Genomic DNA, 17,486 nt, shown 5'->3' with positions numbered 1-17,486 from the left:
GCATAGTCTGAGAGCGTGAGGCGCGTAAGGGAAGGGCAATGCCGGCACAGCGAAGTATTGTCATCTGCGGGGGCGCATTTGCAGGGTTGGCGCTGGCCGTGGCGCTGCGCCAGGGGCTTGGGCCCGACATCCCGGTCATCGTGGCCGATCCGGCGCTGAGCCAGCGCCCGAGCCGCGATCCGCGCGCGACCGCGATCGTGGCGGCCTGCCGGCGGCTGTTCGAGACCCTCGGCGTCTGGGGCCAGGTGGCGCCGACGGCGCAGCCGATCACGGATATGGTCGTGACCGACTCCAAGCTGGAGGACGCGACGCGCCCGGTATTCCTGACCTTCGCCGGCAATGTCGCGCCCGGCGAGCCGTTCGCCCATATGGTCGAGAACCGCTATTTGATCGATGCGCTCGCGAGCCGTGCCGAAGCCGAGGGCGTCGAGCTGCGCGCCGCCGCGGTGTCGAGCTTCGCGTCGCGGCCCGACGGCGTCAGCGTTACGCTGGCCGACGGCACCGTGATCGATGCGAGCCTGCTGGTTGCCGCCGACGGCGCCCGCTCGAAGCTGCGCGAGCGCGCCGGGATTGCGACCCATGGCTGGGACTACGACCAGTCCGGCATCGTGGTCACGGTCGGGCACGAGCGCGAACATCACGGCCGCGCCGAGGAGCATTTCCTGCCCGCCGGGCCGTTCGCGATCCTGCCGCTGACCGGTAATCGCTCGTCGCTGGTGTGGACCGAGACGCGCAACGATGCCGCGCGCATTGTCGCCTTGAACGAAGAGCAATTCCACGCCGAGCTCGAGCAGCGCTTCGGTCTGCATCTCGGCGAGATCAAGCCGCTCGACAAGCCGCGCGCCTTCCCGCTCGGCTATTTCGTCGCGCGCTCGTTCATCGCCGAACGGCTGGCGCTGATCGGCGACGCCGCGCATGTGATCCATCCGATCGCGGGGCAGGGGCTCAACATGGGCCTGAAGGATGTCGCTGCGCTCGCCGAGGTCGTGGTCGATGCGGCGCGGCTCGGCATGGACCTCGGCCAGGCCGACGTGCTCGAGCGCTACCAGCGCTGGCGCCGCTTCGATACGATGGCGATGGGCGTCGCCACCAACTCGCTGAACTTCCTGTTCTCCAACGAATCGACGCTGCTGCGCACCGTGCGCGACATTGGCCTCGGGCTCGTCGATCGCGCGCCGCCGCTGAAGGAGATGTTCATCCGCCAGGCGGCGGGACTGTCAGGCGAGGTGCCGCGGCTGCTGAAGGGCGAGGCGCTTTAGCCCTCGTAGCCCGGATGAAGCGAAGCGAAATCCGGGGCCGGCCTTTCAGCGGTGCGACTTCCCCGGATTTCGCTGCGCTCCATCCGGGCTACGCGCTGACATCAATCGATCTTCCTCGCCTCTTCCGGCAGCATGATCGGAATGCCGTCGCGGATCGGATAGGCGAGCTTGGCGGAGCGCGAGATCAGCTCCTGCCGCGCGGCGTCGAACTCCAGCGGCCCCTTGGTGATCGGGCACACCAGGATTTCCAGCAGTTTTGGGTCGGCGGTGCTCTCGAGATGGTCGGTCGTGGAATTCATGGGAGTCTCCGGCTCGCCGTGATGTAGCACATCCAAATAAGCGCTGTCAGCGTTTGGCAATCCGCAGCAATTCGTCGATCGCGGCCTGCTGACGCGGCTTCGGCAGCGCCTGCTCGAACAGCGCGTAGCCGATGAACGCCCAGTAGAAGATCTGCGCGCGGCCGCGCGCCACGTCGTCCGGGAATCCGGCCTGCCGCAGCAGGGTTTCGATATAGCCGATCCGGCGCTCGTCGACCTCGAGCACGGCGGCGCGCGCCACGGCATCGGCGGTGGCCCAGCTGCGCACCGCGCGTTCCAGCGCCAGCCGCGCCGAGAAGGCACGGCGCAGCAACAGCGCCAGCGCGTCGCCGCCTTCCGGAATGGTCTCGAGCTCGGCGATCACCTGCTCGGCCGCGACCTCGCGCCAATGGGTCAGGACCGCGGCGCGGTAGGCGCCGATGTCGGCGAAATGCCAGTAGAAGCTGCCGCGCGAGACGCCCATGGCCTTGGCCAGCGGCTCGGCCTTGAGCGCCGTGAAGCCGCGCCGCGCCAGCGTCTTCAGGCCCTGATCGAGCCAGTCCTTGACCGAGAGCTGTTCCGTCATGGTTCCCCGTCCGCGTCGCCCACCATACACAAGTGTATTGACAGACGCCAGCGGCCGGTATCATATCCCATACAGTAGTGTATGGAGGCATCGCGATGCGTGATCTTCTGCTGCAGGGCGCCGGCGTCGTCGCCATTCTGGTCAGCCTGATCCATGGCGTGCTCGGCGAGACCAGGATATTCGCGCGCGCCACCGTCGAGCCGCCGCGGCTGCGGCTCTTGCTTCGCCTGGTCTATCAGGCCGGCACCATTGCCTGGATCGGCGGCGGTGTGCTGCTGATCGCCGCGCCTGCGATGGCCTCCGATGCCGCGCGGCACTGGATCGTGGCGACGCTCGGCGTCGTGTTCGGCATCGCGGCGCTCGCCAACGCGGTGGCGACCCGCGGCCGCCACTTCGGCTGGATGGCGATGAGCGCCGTGGTGGCGCTCGCCGCCGCCGGCTATTAGCGAGGACGACCATGACGACTGATCGCATCAGCCTCAGCATCGCCAATGGCGTCGCGGACGTCAGGCTCAACCGCCCGGACAAGCTCAATGCGCTCGATCCGGCGATGTTCGCCGCGATCGCCGAGATCGGTGCGCAGCTTGCGGACAACCGCAAGCTCCGCGCCGTGGTGCTCTCGGGCGAAGGGCAGGCCTTCTGCGCAGGCCTCGACATGGAGCGGCTGGTCGCAACGACGGAGGGCGAGTCCATCCTGCCCTTTGCCGATCTCGGCCAGCGGACCCACGGCATTGCCAACTTTGCGCAGCATCTGGTGTGGCTCTGGCGCGAGTTGCCGGTGCCGGTCATCGCTGCCGTCCACGGCATCGCCTTCGGCGGCGGCTTTCAGCTGATGCTTGGTGCCGACATCAGATATCTCGCACCCGGCACGCGCCTTGCGATCATCGAAGCCAAATGGGGGTTGGTGCCCGACATGGCCGGCACGCAGCTGATGCGTCATCTCGCGCGCGAGGATGTGGTCCGTGAACTCACCTACACCGCGCGCATCTTCTCCGCGGAGGATGCGCTTGGTCATGGCTTCGCCACCCGCATCGTCGAACAGCCGCGCGAGGCCGCGCTGGAGACGGCGCGCGCGATCGCGGACCGCAGCCCGGATGCGATCCGCGCGGCCAAGCGGCTGCTCAATCTTGCAGCCGATCGCGATGCGGCGACCGGACTCGCGGCCGAAACGGCCGAACAGGCGCTTCTGCTCGGCTCGCCCAATCACATCGAGGCCGTCAGAGCGAATCTCGAACGGCGACCCCCGCAATGGAGTTTTACATGACGACTGGCCCGGGCTTCGATCTCGAACGTCTCGTTGCGACCAATGCGTCGGCGGCCTTCAATCGGCTTGCCGGCTTTGAGATCGTCTCCACCGGCACCGGCACGGTGGAACTGCGGATGCCCTGGCGCGACGATCTCACCCAATATGCGGGTCACCTCCATGCCGGCGTGATCGCGGCGCTACTCGACACCGCCTGCGGCTTTGCCGCGGCGTCGATCGCAGGTTCCGTCACCGCATCGCATTTCTCGATGAACTGCTTGAAGCCCGCGCTGGGCCGCTGCTTCATCGCCAAAGGAACCACATTGCGTGCCGGACGCAGGCAGGTCTTCGCGCGCGCGGAACTTTTTACGGAGAACGAGCAGGGTGAAGCCTCGTTGGTTGCAACCGGTGAAACCGTGCTCGTTCCGCTGGCAGGCTAAGCCGCGCGGATCGCGCATGACTGTGAAATTTATGGAGCCATCAATTTCGGTGCGGAATCGGCTTACGCGCGGATAACCATGCCACTGAAAGTTGCAGAATATTATCGAGAAGACAATTCAATCAGCCTAGCCTGTGCGTACGGACAACCATGGACCGACGCATGTTTCGTGTTCTTACGTGCCTTTCAGGTGAGCATGACTGGCGGCTCGTTCTGCTCGCCGGACTGGTCTGCTTCGTTGCCAGTATTGTGGCCGTCAATATTTTTCATCGTGCAATTGCATCGCAGGCGAGGACGCGGCTGATCTGGATTGCGATCGCGGGAGCCGCGATCGGCTACGGCATCTGGGCAACGCATTTCATCGCCATGCTGGCCTATGAGCCGGGAGTCCCCACCGGCTACGGCATCGTCCTCACCGCGCTGTCGCTCGCCGCGGCGATGATGCTGACATCCGGCGGCCTCGGCCTTGCCGCCAGCGACTCCAGCCGCTGGCGCGCGCCGGTCGGCGGCGCCGTGATCGGAGCCGGCATCGCCAGCATGCACTATCTCGGGATGTGGGCGCTGGAGGTGCCGGGCCACGTGGTCTGGTCGCTCGATCTCGTGGCGGCCTCCATCGTGCTCGGCATGCTGTTCGGCTACGCCGCGCTGGCGATCGCGGTCCGCCGTCAGGACCGCTGGATGTCGCTCGTCGCAGCGCTGCTGCTGACGCTTGCGATCGTGTCGCATCATTTCACCGCGATGGGCGCGGTCGAGATCGTTCCGGATCCGTTGCAGGCTCCGGCGGCCCTGTCGCTCTCGCCTGCCTTCCTCGCCATCGTGATCGCCGGTGTGGCGCTATCGGTGCTCGGGATGAGCCTGGTCGGCGTGCTCGCGGATCGCCGGCTGGCGCTTCGCACCCGCCGCTTCGAGGAGATCATCAGCCAGCTTTCGTCGGCGCGACAGCAGGTCGAGGCGTCGCAGAAGGCGCTGGAGGAGCAGAGGTTCCGGCTGGATACCGCGATCAACCATATGGGCGAGGGCCTCTGCATGTTCGATGCGGAGAAGCGCCTCGTCGTCTGCAACGATCGCTACGCCAAGATGTACCGGCTGCCGCCGGAACTGCTGCTGCCCGGCACGGCCCATCGCGAGATCATCAGGCATCGCATCGCCAACGGCATTCTCAAGGGCGAGACCAGCGACAGTGCCGCGACGCAGGTGCTCGCGACACTGAACGCGCTCCCGGCCGGCGAGATCAACAGCCGGGTCGACGAGCTCGCCGACGGCCGGCTGATCTGCGTGACGCGGCAGCCGATGCCCGGCGGCGGCTGGGTGGCGACGCATCGCGACGTCACCGAGCAGCGGCGCTCCGAGGCCAAGATCACCTATATGGCGCAGCACGACGCGCTGACCGATCTGCCGAATCGCGTGCTGCTCAAGGAATGGATGGAGCGCGCGCTCTCCGGTGCCCGGTGCGGCGGACCGAGTCTTGCGGTGCTGATGCTCGATCTCGACCGCTTCAAGGACGTCAACGACACGCTCGGGCATCCGGCGGGCGATGCGTTGCTGAAGTCGGTGGCCGCGCGCTTGCGCAGATCCGTCAGTGATACGACGCTGGTTGCGCGGCTCGGTGGCGACGAGTTCGCGGTGATCGACTATGTCAGCGATCCGGTCACGGAAGCGGGCCTGCTCGCCGAGAAGATCAGGAAGGCGCTCAGCGAGCCGATCGATCTCGGCGACCATCGGGTGACCACCACGACCAGCATCGGCATTGCGATCGCACCGCGCGACGGCACCGATTCGGACGAGGTGCTGCGCAGCGCCGATCTCGCGCTTTACTCGGCCAAGAGCGGCGGGCGCGGCTCGTTCCGCTTCTTCGAGCCGGAGCTCGATCGGCTGCTGCAGGCCCGCCGCAGCCTCGAGCGCGACATGCGCAGTGCGCTCGCCAATGGCGAGTTCGAGCTGCACTATCAGCCGTTCATCCACGTCGCGAGCGGGGAGACCTGCGGCTTCGAGGCGCTGCTCCGCTGGCACCATCCGCACCGCGGCATGGTATCGCCGGCGCAGTTCATTCCGCTGGCGGAAGAGACCGGCCTGATCGTGCCGCTCGGGGAATGGGTGCTGCGCACCGCGTGTGCGGAAGCCGCCAAATGGCCGGGCGACCTCAAGATCGCGATCAACCTGTCGCCTGTGCAGTTCAGGAGTCCGGAATTGGTCCCGGTGATCGTGCACGCGCTGGCGAGTGCCGGAATTTCGCCGGAGCGCCTCGAGCTCGAGGTTACCGAAACGGCCATCATTCAGGACAGCGAAGCGGTGTTTACCGCGCTTAGCCAATTGCACGATCTCGGGGTGCGGATCGCGCTCGACGACTTCGGCACCGGCTACTCGTCGCTGAGCTTTCTGCAGAAGTTTCCGTTCGACAAGGTCAAGATCGACCGCAGCTTCGTGTCCGAGCTCTCGGGCGCGACCGACGAGTCGCGCCGGATCGCGCGCGCGATCGTGCGCTTTGCCGTCAGCCTCGGCAAGACCACGACGGCCGAAGGCGTTGAAACCAGGGAGCAGCTCGACATTCTCCGCGCCGATGCTTGCGTGGAAGTGCAGGGCTTCCACTTCAGCCCGCCGGTGCAGAGCGAGAAGGTCGCACAGATGATCGGCGGGCGAACCCCGGCAGCGGCCGAACGGCCTACGGTCCGTCTTGCAATGGCGGGTGCTGCGTCCTGATCGATGGGCTGCGCCGGGCGGCCCGATACGCATGAGGCTTAAGGCCGCAGCACGCGGTCAAAACCGATCTGCGCGTGGAGCGCAAAGCGGTTTTGGCGACCGTTAGAATTCCTCTAAAGCCAGCCGTCGCGGCGCTTCCTTGACTTGGCAATCGCGTCAGCATTCGTCACGCATGTGCCCTGCGCGAAGGCGTTGTGGGTATGATTGTCAACGGAGGGGATATGCGCGTGAGAGTGATTTCGAGTGCTGCGCTTGCAGCATGCGTCCTTGGGAGCGTTCTTGGGCTGACCGGATCGGCGGCGTTCGCCGACGGCTACAAGAATTGCACCAAACTCGACAAGGCGTCGTGGAAGCCGGCAAGCGAGGCCGAAGCCAAGGCCAAGGCGCTCGGCTACGAGGTGCGCCGGTCGAAAATCGAGGGCTCCTGCTACGAGGTGTACGGCGTCAAGGAAGGCAAGCTCTACGAGCTGTTCTACAGCCCGGAAGACCTCAGCCTGAAGCACACGATCGCGAAGTGAAGCAGGCGCGATGACGGAGGCGGCGCGGGGCGCCCGCGGCGCGACCAGCGTGCAGGTCTGGGACCTGCCGCTGCGGCTGTGGCACTGGGCGCTCGCCATCCTCGTCCTGGTCGCCTGGGTGACGCCCAGCACCTATGACCGGCTGCACCGGCTGGCGGGTTATTCGGTGATCGCCCTGCTGGCGTTCCGGCTGATCTGGGGCTTTGCCGGCACGCGCTACGCGCGTTTCGGCAGGCTCGGCGTCCGCCTGCGCGCCGCGCCGCGCTACATCTGGAATCTCCGGCGCGGCATCACCGGGCGCTACATCGGACTCAATCCGGCGGGCACCGTGATGCTGGTGGCGCTGCTGTTCCTGCTTGCGATCTCGACAATCACGGGCGTGATGGAGGTCACCGTGACCTTCTTCGGAGTCTGGTGGGTCGAGGACACCCACGCCTATGCCTCGGATGCGGTCATGGTGCTGGTCGGGCTGCATGTGCTCGGCGTCGTCGTGGTCGGTTTGCTGCAGCGTCAGAACCTGGTGCGCGCGATGTTCACCGGTCGCAAGCAGCTGCGCAATCGTTCTTAAGCTGAAGCCGCAACGGAAGTTTACCTCTCCCCGACGGGGAGAGGTGGACGATCGCGGGCCGAGCGATCCAAACAACAAACGTCTGATCCCGGTCGGTAGCTACTGCACCGGCGGGTCGCCCGAGGTGCGCTTCTTGGCGAGGTCCATCTCGGTGACCGCGATCAGGATCTCGGCGCGGGTCTTCAGGTCCGGCGCCTCGAGCATCGCCTGCTTCTCGGCGGGACCATAGGGCGACATCATCGCCAGCGCATTGACCAGCGCCTCGTTGGGCGCAGACTCGATACCTTCCCAGTCGACCTTCAGATTGTTGGCTTCCAGGAAATCGGCCAGCACTTCGAGCAGCGCCTTGCGGTCGACGGCCTCCTCACCCTTGCGCGCGGTGAAGTCGCCGGCGAAGGAGAAGAAGTCGACCTTGCACTGCCGGTACGGCGTCTGCACGGTCAGCTCCTCGACCACCTTGAAGCGCGCGACGCCGGTCAGTTCGAGGATGTAGCGGCCGTCGCCGGATTCGGCGAGCTGGGTGATGCGGCCGACGCAGCCGATCCGGAACAGGACCGGCTTCGCCTCTTTCTGCGAATGCGTCACGTCGGGCTGGATCATGCCGATCAGGCGATGGCCGTCGCGCAACGCGTCGTCGATCATCGCGAGATATCGCGGCTCGAAGATGTTGAGCGGCATCTGGCCGCGCGGCAGCAGCAACGCGCCGGGCAGCGGGAACACCGGGATCACCTCCGGGAGCTCGCCGGGCCCGCGATATTCGGCATTGATCGGCATCTGCGGTCCCGCTGCTGTGACGGGCGTGCTTTACGAGAACAGGATGGTCGACAACCGCTTGCGCCCCTCGACGGTTGCCTCATCGGTGCCGCCCCACGCCTCGAAGAACTGCACCAGCTGCTTGCGCGCGCCGTCGTCGTTCCACTTGCGGTCACGCCTGACGATGGCGAGCAATTGCTCGGTCGCTTCCGTGCGCTTGCCCATCGCATTGAGCGCGGTGGCGAGATCGAATCGGGCCTGATGATCGAGCGGGTTTGCGGCGACTTTCTGTTCCAGCTCCGCGACCGGGCCGACCGCTTCCGCCTGTTCGGCGAGATCGATCGCCGCCTGCACCGCCTTCACCGCGGCGTCGTTGCGCTTGGATTCCGGAACCATCGCGAGCGTCTGCTTGGCCTGCTCCATTGCACCCGACGTAACGTAGCACTTGGCGAGGCCGGCGAGCGCCGCGATGTTGGTGGCGTCGTGCGCCAGCACCTCGGCATAGATCTGCGCGGCCTGGGCGGCGTCGCCCTCGGCAAGCACGGCGTCGGCCTCGGCCAGGATCTCGGTGAGATTGGGCTCGCCGGCGGCCGGCACGCCCTTGGTGATCTTCTCGATGAAGGCGTTGACCTGGCTCTCCGGCACCGCGCCCATGAAGCCGTCGGCGGGCTGGCCGCCCACGAAGGCGATCACGGCCGGGATCGACTGGATGCCCATCTGGCCGGGGATCTGCGGATGCTCGTCGATGTTCATCTTGACCAGCTTGACCCGGCCCTTGGCGTTACGAACCGCCTTTTCCAGGATCGGCGTGAGCTGGCGGCAGGGACCGCACCACGGCGCCCAGAAGTCGATCATGACCGGCTGACGGCGCGATTCCTCGATGACGTCCTTGACGAAGGTCTGGGTCGTCGTCTCCTTGATCAGATCGGGCGCTGCCTCGGGCGTGGGGCCGCCCTGCTCCATTATCGTCACGTTGTCCTCGCCTGCTTCTGAGGTCGGAAATCCGGTGGGCGTTCTAGCACGCCCGGAACGGCACGTTCAGCCGTTCTGTCAGCTAGAGCATGATCCCGGAAAAGTGGGAACCGGTTTCCGGGATCATGCTCCGTAAATGGCAGTCAGCCAGCAAAATTCAATCGCTTGGCCGCCCGTCCCGTTCCATCGGAGATCGGGTGGGTTGGTGCCGCGGAACGGCCGATGATAGCGATCATTCATGACAGCAGGGGAGCGCCCGTGGCAAAGGCCTATTACAGCACGGTGTTCGAGCAGCCGGCCGGCGAGGTCTGGAAAATCATCCGCGATTTCAACAATTACCCGGTCTGGGTCCATGGCCCGCGGACGAGCGAGATCGAGGACGGCAAATCCGGCGATACCGTCGGGGCCGTGCGCAATGTGCTGTACCGGGAGCGGCGGATCCGGCAGCGGCTGCTCGCGCAGTCCGACGTCGAGCGCTTCCAGACCTACGAATTCGTCGACACCCCGACCCTGCCGATGACGGATTTCAGTGCGACCCTGCGGGTAACCCCGGTGATCGACGGCGACCGGGCCTTTATCGAATGGTGGGCCGTGTTCGATTGCGACCCGACCCGCCGCGTCGAGCTGGCGCAGACGCTGGCCGGCTGGTTCGAGACCTGGCTCGAATCGCTCCGGGACGAGATGGCCCTGAGGCCGGTTCCGGCGGAAATCTAAAGAGAAATCGGCGGCGCAGCCGGTTTCGGCCGATTCGGGGTCAATTTTTAGAGAAACCGTGCGATTTCGTGAGGTTCGGACCGCGCTCTTGTGTTGCATTCACAGACAGCTTTTGGCATAGGTCTGCCGTTGCCGGCGAGCGATCGCCGCCATTTCGGATGCGGGTGTAGCTCAGTGGTAGAGCACGACCTTGCCAAGGTCGGGGTCGAGGGTTCGAGCCCCTTCGCCCGCTCCAAAACTTCTCGCTGACCGAGCTGACAGTCTGATGAAGGCCCGCTGATGAGGCCAGCCCACTGGCGCGGGCTTTTTGCTGTCCGGCCCAAGGTCGCATCTCCAGGCCGCGATCGCGAGGTCAAGATGCCGCGGCCCGCCGTGGCGGTTTCCGGCTTTTGTTAACCGGCAAACGTTGCATTCTCAAAACTGATAGAAATCTGTGGTTGTGTTGGAGCTGGACTGGTTGCCGCCGGTTTTGCCGGGCGGCAAGCGCGTGAACGATGTCGATCTGTTGGAAGCCGGCTCCCGGGTTAAATCGCCGCTTGGCTCGCGCAAACGTCGCTGCGCTGGTCGTGCTCGTCGGCGTCTGGACATGTTCGGGCGCATCAGCGCAGCAATTGCCGAGCGACTCGGCGTATGCCCCGGCGCCCAGCTTCTCTCCCATGCCTGGCTTTGGGCCGGCGCCTGACTTCGAGCCGGCCGAACGGCCGCGAGCGCGGGTCTACATCACGACGCGGTCGCACCGGGGCGGCCAGCAAAACTTCTGCGTCAGGACCTGCGACGGCCGCTTCTTTCCGTTGCCGCGCGTCAGCGAGACGGCGGACGTCAAGGCATGCGAGGCGGCCTGTCCCGCCGCCGAGGTGAAGCTGTACTCCAGCTCCGATATCGACAGCGCCAGAACCGAAGCCGGCGAGACCTACAAGGCGCTCGCCAATGCATTCCGCTTCCAGCGCGAGATGGTGCCGCAATGCTCGTGCAGCGCCGGCGCGTCCACCGGCCTTTCGCCGATTGCGATCGAGGACGACATGACGCTTCGGACCGGCGACATCATCGCCGCCGATGACGGCTTCAAGATCGCGGCGATCACGAGCGGGCAGCGGCGCAGCGTGTTGTTCAGGCCGCTGTCGAAGGCCAAGGCGCAAGCGCTCGGTCTGGCGCGCCTGTCGTCGCGATAGAGGCGATCACGAGCGTTAGCTTCATTCGAATATCACGCTGCGGTGCAGAATGCCTTGTTATCAGGCAGGCTGCTCAGGAAAACTTCGTCTCAAATATCGTCTCAACTAGTTTTGACGCAGCGCACACCGGCGGACGCGCTTTTCAGCGTCGATGGATGTGCTACCATTTTGCCGTCTGACCTACCTCACGGACCGCCACCATCATCTCTCAGGGCGTTCAAAATCAATAACAGGCAAGCTGCAACGGCTTGCGTAGGGGAGTGACGCGATGAAATCCGCTTTCAATCGATCAATACTTGCGTTCGCGGCGATCGCGCTGCTGGCGGGGACGACCTTCGCCAGTGCGCAGCAACAGACAGACAAGAATCGTGCGCTGAAGAAGTACGAATCGGGCACCAAGGAATTCTGGACCCATCCGCCGGATGACTGGTTCCTCGGCGACGAGACCGAAGCGCAGAAGGGCCTTGCCCCGCCGTCCGGTCCGCCGACCGGCGCGTCCGATTCCGAGCTCGCGACGATGATGAAGAAGATCAAGCTGCCACCGGGCTTCAAGATCGAGGTCTATGCCTCGAACGTGCTCGCGGCGCGGCAGATGGCCTGGGGTGACAAGGGCACGCTGTTCGTCGGCTCGTTCGGGCTCGGCAACGTCTATGCGATCAAGGACAACAACGGCAAGAAAGAGGTCAAGACCATCCTCAAGGGCCTCAACATGCCGACCGGCCTCGCCTTCCGCGACGGCGCGCTCTACGTTATCGCGGTCGACAAGCTGATCAAGTACGACAATGCCGAAGCCAATCTCGACAATCTCGGCAGCGGCAAGGTGGTGTATGACGACATGCCGTCCTACGCGGCGCATGGCTGGAAATACATCGCCGTCGACAAGGAAGGCTGGTTCTACATTCCGTTCGGACCGCCCTTCAACATCGGCATTCCGCCGACCTCGGTGTCGCAGATCCGCCGCGTCGATCCGAAGACCGGCAACGCGGAAATCTGGGCGCTCGGCGTGCGCAACTCGGTCGGCGGCGACGTCGATCCGCGCACCGGCAAGTACTGGTTCACCGAGAATGCCCGCGACTGGATCAGCGACGATCTGCCGAGCGACAAGCTCAACATGATCTCGAAGATCGGCGAGCACTTCGGCTATCCCTATTGCCACCAGGGCAACCTGCCGGACACCAAGTTCGCGATGGGTCACAAGTGCTCGGAGTTCACTCCGCCGGTGTACAATCTCGGTGCGCACGTCGCGCCGCTCGGCATGAAGTTCTATACCGGCAGCCAATTCCCGGCCGAGTACAAGAACAGCATCCTGATCGCCGAGCACGGCTCCTGGAACCGGCATAAGTACCAGGGCGGCCGCATCGTGAAGATCACCGCGAGCCCTGACGGCAAGAACGCCAAGCAGGAGATCTTCGCCGACGGCTGGATCGAGGGTGACCAGGGCTATCTCGGCCGTCCCGCCGACATCCTGCTCGACAAGGATGGCTCGATTCTCGTCGCCGACGACTGGGCCGGTGCGATCTATCGCATCAGCTACAGCAAGAAGTAACGGTTGAAACAATGCGGGGCTGCGGTGGCCGATCAGGCAGCCGCAGCCCCGTTTACGTGGTTCGGCAAGCCCAACGACGGAACAGACTCGTCATGCCCGGACTTGATCCGGGCATCCATCCAAACAACAACCCTTCTGCAAGCCAGATGGATTGCCGGGCCAGGCCCGGCAATGACCCGTGGAGAAAACTGGCAATGCGTGTTACGTCCTTTGCAATCCTGTTCGCGGCGGTGATCGCAGTTGCGTCGTCCGCCAATGCCGCCGATGTCGCCGCCGGCAAGGCGAAGGCCGAACTCTGCGCCGCTTGCCACGGCGACAACGGCATCTCGCAGACCGAGAACATTCCCTCGCTCGCCGGCCAGCTCGACCAGTACGTTCAATGGCAGCTGGTGTTCTTCCGCGCCGGCGCGCGCAAGAACGAGCAGATGCAGCCGATCGTCGAGCAGCTCAACAACGACGACATCCGCAGTCTCGGCGCCTATTTCGCGTCGCTGACGCCGTTCAAGGGCGGCAAGGACGACAATCCGGACCTGTCCGAAAAGGGCAAGCAAGCCGCCGCCGGCCGCCGCTGCGCCTCATGCCATGGCGATACGTTTGCCGGTACCAAGGCGGTGGCCCGCATCGCCGGCCAGCGCGAGGAATATCTCGTCAAGGCGCTGCACGATTACAAGTCGGGCCAGCGCTCCGGCGGCGCCCAGGCCGCGATGGCCGATGTTGCCTATCCGCTGAGCGACGAAGAGATCACCGCGCTCGCGCATTATCTGGCGCATTTGTAGGTACGAAAAATGTGCGTAGCCCGGATGGAGCGCAGCGCAATCCGGGGCGCTCTATCTGCCGCGAGATGATTCCCGGATTTCGTTCCGCTCCATCCGGGCTACAAGATCACCCAGCCCGCTGCTTCTCATACGCCTTGAGATGCGTGTAGGCCGTGCGCAGCTTCGGCACCGGGATCTTGGCGGCGTCGGCGCGCACGATCAGGTCGCCGATCACGTGATCGGCCTCGACCGGCAGCCCCGCCTTGATGTCGCGGAACATCGATGCGGTCATCGGCGAGCCCTCGGTGGTCAGGAGCCCGCGGGTGCGCTGGAAGAACGGTCCGCCCGGGCCATGGCCGGCGTCGGCGGCGATCGCGCTGCATTCGTCGAGGATGCCGAGCAGGAAATCCTTGCCGCCGGGCGCGGCCAGGATGTTGCCGACCGAGGTCCGCATCAGGCTGGTGGAGGCGGCGAGCGAGGCCAGGAACACCCACTTCTCCCACATGTCCTGCATCACATGCTCGCTGGCGTTGGCGCCGTTGATCGCCGAGAAAGTTTCAGCGATCGCGCGCACCCGGTCCGACAGGCCGCCGGCGCGCTCGCCGAAGCCGAGCGACTGCATCGGCTGCAGCTGCACCACCTCGCGCTTCTCGTTCAGCGTCGCCGCGATCGCGCACAGGCCGCCGAGCACATGCTGAGCTCCGAACGTCTTGTCGAGCGTATCGAGATGCAGCATGCCGTTGAGCAGCGGGATGATCGCGGTCTTGTTGCCGACGGCGGGCGCAAAGGACTTAATCGCATCCTCGAGATCGAACGCCTTGCAGCTCAACAGCACGACGTCGAACTTGTCCGACAGCTTGTCGGCCTGCACGGTCGGCGGGTTGTTCAGCGTGACATCGCCGTTCGGGCTCTTGATCACGAGCCCGGCGGAGGCGAGCTCGGAAGCGCGGCGAGGGCGCACCAGGAAAGTGACGTCGCGGCCGGCCTGAAGCATCCGGCCACCGAAATAACCGCCGATCGCACCGGCGCCGACCACGAGAACGCGCATGGGAATTTGTCCTTCTTTGTTGTTGCCCGAGGAGGCGAGCGAATAGGGAGTAGCGAATAGATAAGGATACTGTTCGACTATTCGCTACTCGCTATTGGCCATTCGCTCATCTCACTTTCCCGATACCATTTCCTCGACTTCGCGCAGCTGCTCCTTGCCGAAGAAGATCTCGTTGCCGACGAAAAAGGTCGGCGAGCCGAACGCGCCGCGCTCGACGGCGGATGAGGTATATTCGATCAGCTTGGCCTTCACATCCGCGTCCTGTGCGCGGGCGAACAGTTTCGCGGCGTCAAGGCCGGAGGAGGCGATGGCTTTACCGGCGACCTCAGGATCGTCCATCTTCTTGGGCTCGACCCACATGTGGTGGAAGGCGGCCTCGATATACTTCTCGAACACGCCCTCAAACTGGGCGGCGACCGCCGCGCGCATCAGGTTCAGCGTATTGACCGGGAAAAACGGGTTCCAGGTGTAGGGCTTGACGTTGAAGCGCTTGAGAAAGCGTTCGGTCTCGATCTTCTGAAACTCCGGCTTGTTCCTGACGCCCGCCAGCGTCTCGGCCGGCGACTTGTTGTTGGTGGCCTTGAAGATGCCGCCGAGCAGGATCGGGACATATTCGAACTTGACGCCGGTGCGCTTTTCGATTGCCGGGATTGCTTCATGGCTGAGGAAAGCGTTGGGGCTGCCGAAATCGAACAGGAATTGCGGATTTTGGCTCACGGCGGTCTCTCCCTCGGCCTGTCTCGTTTGGGCTTGTTTAGCATGGACCTGCTGTCGCAGGCGCCATCAGTAGAATATGATAGTCATCATGTGAGCCGCGGCGCGCGATGTCAAATCAGCCGCTTGATGGTCTGCTTGCGCCATACCAGGGCGTAATAGGCCATCTGCAGCACGAACATGGTTGCAAAAGTGACGGGATAGGCGATCCAGATGCCGCTGACGCCGATGGTGCGGCTGAGCAGGATCGCGACCGGCACCTCGACCACCGCGATCGCAGGGTCGAAAGCAACAGCGGCATCCACACCGTGCCGCCGGCGCGCATCGCGCCCGAAAACACCGTCGCCATGCCGAACAGCACCATGCTCCACAGCACGATGTACAACAGCTGCTGCGCCAGCCCGAGCACGGCATTGTCGACGATGAAGAAGCCCATCAGCGGCCGCGCGAAGAGATAGCCCAGCACGACCAGCCCGCCGGTCAGCGCGAGATTCATCTCGATCCCGGTCCGGACGATGGCGCCGACCCGGGCGGAATCGCCGCGGCCGATCGCCTGCGCGCCGAAGATCGACACCGATATCGCGATCGAGATCGCCGGAAACTGCACATAGCCGATCACCTGGTTAACCGCGCCATAGGCCGCGGTGGCGTCCGAGCCGAAGCCGTTGACGAGGCCGAGCAGCACCAGCTCGGCAAGCGAGACCACCACCATGCCGATCGCGGTCGGAATGCCGAGCCGCAGCACGATGCGCAGCAGCGCGCCGTTCGGCCGCATCGCGCGCAGAAACGCGGCGTCGAAGGCCAGCGCATGGCGGTGCCGCAGCATATGGACATGCAGCCACAGCAGCGTGACCACGCCCGAGACCGCGGAGGCAACCGCAGCGCTGGCGACGCCGAGCATCGGCAGGCCGAGCCAGCCGCGGATCAGCGCCGGCGTCACCACTAGGCCGACGATGGTCGAGACCGTCAGCGCAACCAGCGGCGTCACGGTGTCGCCGACGCCGCGCATCATCGCCGTCAGCAGCAGGAATGCGAAGGTGATGGGCATCGTGATCATCATGATCTGCGCATAAGCCGCCGCGGCGTCGAGGACGTCGGATGGCGTCGCGAGCGCGATCAAGAGCGGGCGCGCGAACAGGCCGCCTGATATCGCGATCGCCAGCGCGAGCAGCAGCGTCACGGTCATGGTGGTGCCGGCGACCGCTTTCACCCGGTCGGGCTCGCCGGCGCCCCAGGCCTGGCCGATCATGACCGAGGCGCCGGCGCTCAGGCCGATCACGAAGGAAATGAAGAAGAACATCACCGGAAAGAACACCGAGACGGCGGCGAGCGCGTCGACGCCGATCATCTGGCCGAGATAGACGCCGTTGATGGTGCCGAACAGCGACTGCAGCACGTTGCTGAGCAGCATCGGCGCGAGGAAGGCGAGGAAGGCTTTGCGCAGGGAGCGAGGGTTGGACACGTTCAACTTCCAAAAATTGCGACGTCAGGGACGGCGGCGGACCAGGGGCTGCGGTTCAGTTCGATCAGAACCGAATCGCCGGCAGGCCGGGCCGCCATCCATGTCACTCGAAACCAGTCAGTCCGCTTGATCGCTATAGGCGAGCCGGATCGCGTGATCGCGGATGTCGGCCGGCCAGTCCGCGATCAGCGTCGCAAAGCGGCGCCGGTCGTGGGCGAACAGCGCGCGGATCGCATCTTCATAGTTCGGCCGGTTGCCGGCCATGACAGTCATGAAGCGATAGGCGGCATCCTGCGCGCTGCGCGTGCGGTCCTTGTCGCCGCTTGAGCGCCGCGCCTCGTCGACCAGCTTGCGGATCGCAACCGACGCGCCGCCCTTCTGCTGCGCGAGCCAATCCCAATGCCGTGGCAACAGCGTGATCTCGCGCGCGACGACGCCAAGCTTCGGACGTCCCGGGCCGCGCGGCGCGGTCGGCGTCGGCTCCTCGTCGCGCGCAGGTGCGGGCTGCGGCAGCCGCGCCAGCACGTCGTCGACCGAGCCGCGGAAATCGATATCGACCAGCGCCGAGGTGCGGCCGTTGAACACCAGGATCGCGGCGTCCTTGCGTTGGTCGAGGTGTTGCTTGGCGGCGCGCGCAACCTCCGGGAGGTCGCCGGCCCCGATGCGGTGCTCGCCTTCGAACGCGACATAGGCAGGATTCATGGTAGACCTCTCAGATTGCGCGACATACTGCCCGGATAATTCTTG

At 65.1% G+C, this 17,486-nt stretch carries 19 protein-coding genes, 1 tRNA gene and 1 pseudogene; 13 read left to right on the top strand and 8 right to left on the bottom strand.

Annotation, left to right across the window (positions count from 1 at the left end):
* The first annotated feature begins 38 nt into the window (after positions 1–38).
* Positions 39–1,259 (top strand): ubiquinone biosynthesis hydroxylase, encoded by a 1,221-nt coding sequence (locus tag Q2M23_RS09705; protein WP_076833641.1) that lies wholly within the window; start codon positions 39–41, stop codon positions 1,257–1,259.
* 101 nt (positions 1,260–1,360) lie between these two features.
* Here Q2M23_RS09705 and Q2M23_RS09700 read toward each other — a convergent pair whose 3' ends face one another.
* Entirely contained in the window at positions 1,361–1,558 is a 198-nt protein-coding gene (locus Q2M23_RS09700) for a Trm112 family protein (protein ID WP_018269337.1), read from the bottom strand.
* A gap of 46 nt (positions 1,559–1,604) precedes the next feature.
* Positions 1,605–2,141 (bottom strand): TetR/AcrR family transcriptional regulator, encoded by a 537-nt coding sequence (locus Q2M23_RS09695; RefSeq protein WP_253588407.1) that lies wholly within the window; start codon positions 2,139–2,141, stop codon positions 1,605–1,607.
* Positions 2,142–2,236: 95 nt separating this feature from the next.
* On the opposite strand from Q2M23_RS09695, the gene Q2M23_RS09690 reads away from it, so the two are divergent.
* From Q2M23_RS09690 to Q2M23_RS09665, 6 genes are all read left to right on the top strand, one after another.
* Complete coding sequence (locus Q2M23_RS09690) at positions 2,237–2,587, top strand: hypothetical protein (RefSeq protein ID WP_253588408.1); 351 nt, start codon at positions 2,237–2,239, stop codon at positions 2,585–2,587.
* 11 nt (positions 2,588–2,598) lie between these two features.
* Positions 2,599–3,405, top strand: coding sequence for a crotonase/enoyl-CoA hydratase family protein (locus tag Q2M23_RS09685; protein WP_057021350.1), 807 nt, complete (start codon positions 2,599–2,601; stop codon positions 3,403–3,405).
* Positions 3,402–3,824, top strand: coding sequence for a PaaI family thioesterase (locus tag Q2M23_RS09680; protein ID WP_253638239.1), 423 nt, complete (start codon positions 3,402–3,404; stop codon positions 3,822–3,824). The genes Q2M23_RS09685 and Q2M23_RS09680 overlap by 4 nt, the downstream gene beginning before the upstream one ends.
* Before the next feature lie 161 nt (positions 3,825–3,985).
* On the top strand, positions 3,986–6,520 hold the full coding sequence (locus Q2M23_RS09675) for an EAL domain-containing protein (protein WP_316395418.1): 2,535 nt from the start codon (positions 3,986–3,988) through the stop codon (positions 6,518–6,520).
* A 221-nt stretch (positions 6,521–6,741) separates the two neighbouring features.
* A complete protein-coding gene (locus tag Q2M23_RS09670) occupies positions 6,742–7,038 on the top strand; it encodes a PepSY domain-containing protein (RefSeq protein ID WP_092081268.1) in 297 nt (98 codons plus the stop codon).
* Between the two features lie 10 nt (positions 7,039–7,048).
* Entirely contained in the window at positions 7,049–7,606 is a 558-nt protein-coding gene (locus Q2M23_RS09665; RefSeq protein WP_253588415.1) for a cytochrome b/b6 domain-containing protein, read from the top strand.
* 99 nt (positions 7,607–7,705) lie between these two features.
* Here Q2M23_RS09665 and Q2M23_RS09660 read toward each other — a convergent pair whose 3' ends face one another.
* Both Q2M23_RS09660 and trxA read right to left on the bottom strand, forming a co-directional pair.
* The gene (locus Q2M23_RS09660) at positions 7,706–8,380 is read right to left on the bottom strand and encodes an LON peptidase substrate-binding domain-containing protein (protein ID WP_028335846.1); all 675 of its coding nucleotides are present in this window, start codon (positions 8,378–8,380) and stop codon (positions 7,706–7,708) included.
* A gap of 30 nt (positions 8,381–8,410) precedes the next feature.
* A complete protein-coding gene (gene trxA / locus Q2M23_RS09655) occupies positions 8,411–9,331 on the bottom strand; it encodes a thioredoxin (protein WP_026192069.1) in 921 nt (306 codons plus the stop codon).
* Between the two features lie 222 nt (positions 9,332–9,553).
* Here trxA and Q2M23_RS09650 point away from each other — a divergent pair, with 222 nt between their 5' ends.
* From Q2M23_RS09650 to Q2M23_RS09625, 6 genes are all read left to right on the top strand, one after another.
* Positions 9,554–10,045, top strand: coding sequence for an SRPBCC family protein (locus Q2M23_RS09650; protein WP_316395417.1), 492 nt, complete (start codon positions 9,554–9,556; stop codon positions 10,043–10,045).
* A gap of 160 nt (positions 10,046–10,205) precedes the next feature.
* Positions 10,206–10,280: transfer RNA gene (locus Q2M23_RS09645), tRNA-Gly, on the top strand.
* 204 nt (positions 10,281–10,484) lie between these two features.
* Positions 10,485–10,727, top strand: a complete 243-nt coding sequence (locus Q2M23_RS09640) for a hypothetical protein (RefSeq protein ID WP_253588420.1) — start codon at positions 10,485–10,487, stop codon at positions 10,725–10,727.
* Positions 10,702–11,214: a DUF2865 domain-containing protein gene (locus Q2M23_RS09635; RefSeq protein ID WP_253588422.1), complete on the top strand. Its 513-nt coding sequence runs from the start codon at positions 10,702–10,704 to the stop codon at positions 11,212–11,214. The genes Q2M23_RS09640 and Q2M23_RS09635 overlap by 26 nt, the downstream gene beginning before the upstream one ends.
* A 268-nt stretch (positions 11,215–11,482) precedes the next feature.
* Positions 11,483–12,760 (top strand): PQQ-dependent sugar dehydrogenase, encoded by a 1,278-nt coding sequence (locus Q2M23_RS09630; protein WP_168856117.1) that lies wholly within the window; start codon positions 11,483–11,485, stop codon positions 12,758–12,760.
* A gap of 194 nt (positions 12,761–12,954) precedes the next feature.
* Positions 12,955–13,536 (top strand): c-type cytochrome, encoded by a 582-nt coding sequence (locus Q2M23_RS09625; protein ID WP_316395415.1) that lies wholly within the window; start codon positions 12,955–12,957, stop codon positions 13,534–13,536.
* Between the two features lie 106 nt (positions 13,537–13,642).
* Here the strand turns inward: Q2M23_RS09625 and panE are convergent, their stop codons facing one another.
* From panE to Q2M23_RS09605, 4 genes and pseudogenes are all read right to left on the bottom strand, one after another.
* Complete coding sequence (panE, locus tag Q2M23_RS09620; protein WP_057021343.1) at positions 13,643–14,563, bottom strand: 2-dehydropantoate 2-reductase; 921 nt, start codon at positions 14,561–14,563, stop codon at positions 13,643–13,645.
* 111 nt (positions 14,564–14,674) lie between these two features.
* A complete protein-coding gene (locus tag Q2M23_RS09615) occupies positions 14,675–15,280 on the bottom strand; it encodes a 2-hydroxychromene-2-carboxylate isomerase (RefSeq protein WP_057021342.1) in 606 nt (201 codons plus the stop codon).
* Positions 15,281–15,390: 110 nt separating this feature from the next.
* A pseudogene (locus Q2M23_RS09610) lies at positions 15,391–16,688 on the bottom strand (MATE family efflux transporter).
* A gap of 168 nt (positions 16,689–16,856) precedes the next feature.
* A complete protein-coding gene (locus Q2M23_RS09605; RefSeq protein ID WP_168856115.1) occupies positions 16,857–17,441 on the bottom strand; it encodes a DUF2239 family protein in 585 nt (194 codons plus the stop codon).
* Positions 17,442–17,486 lie beyond the last annotated feature (45 nt).

It is taken from the genome of Bradyrhizobium sp. 33ap4 (genome assembly GCF_032654765.1).
GTDB lineage: Bacteria > Pseudomonadota > Alphaproteobacteria > Rhizobiales > Xanthobacteraceae > Bradyrhizobium > Bradyrhizobium australafricanum.
The sequence above is the reverse complement of the archived record's forward strand: the minus strand, read 5'-3'. Positions and strand labels throughout refer to the sequence as shown.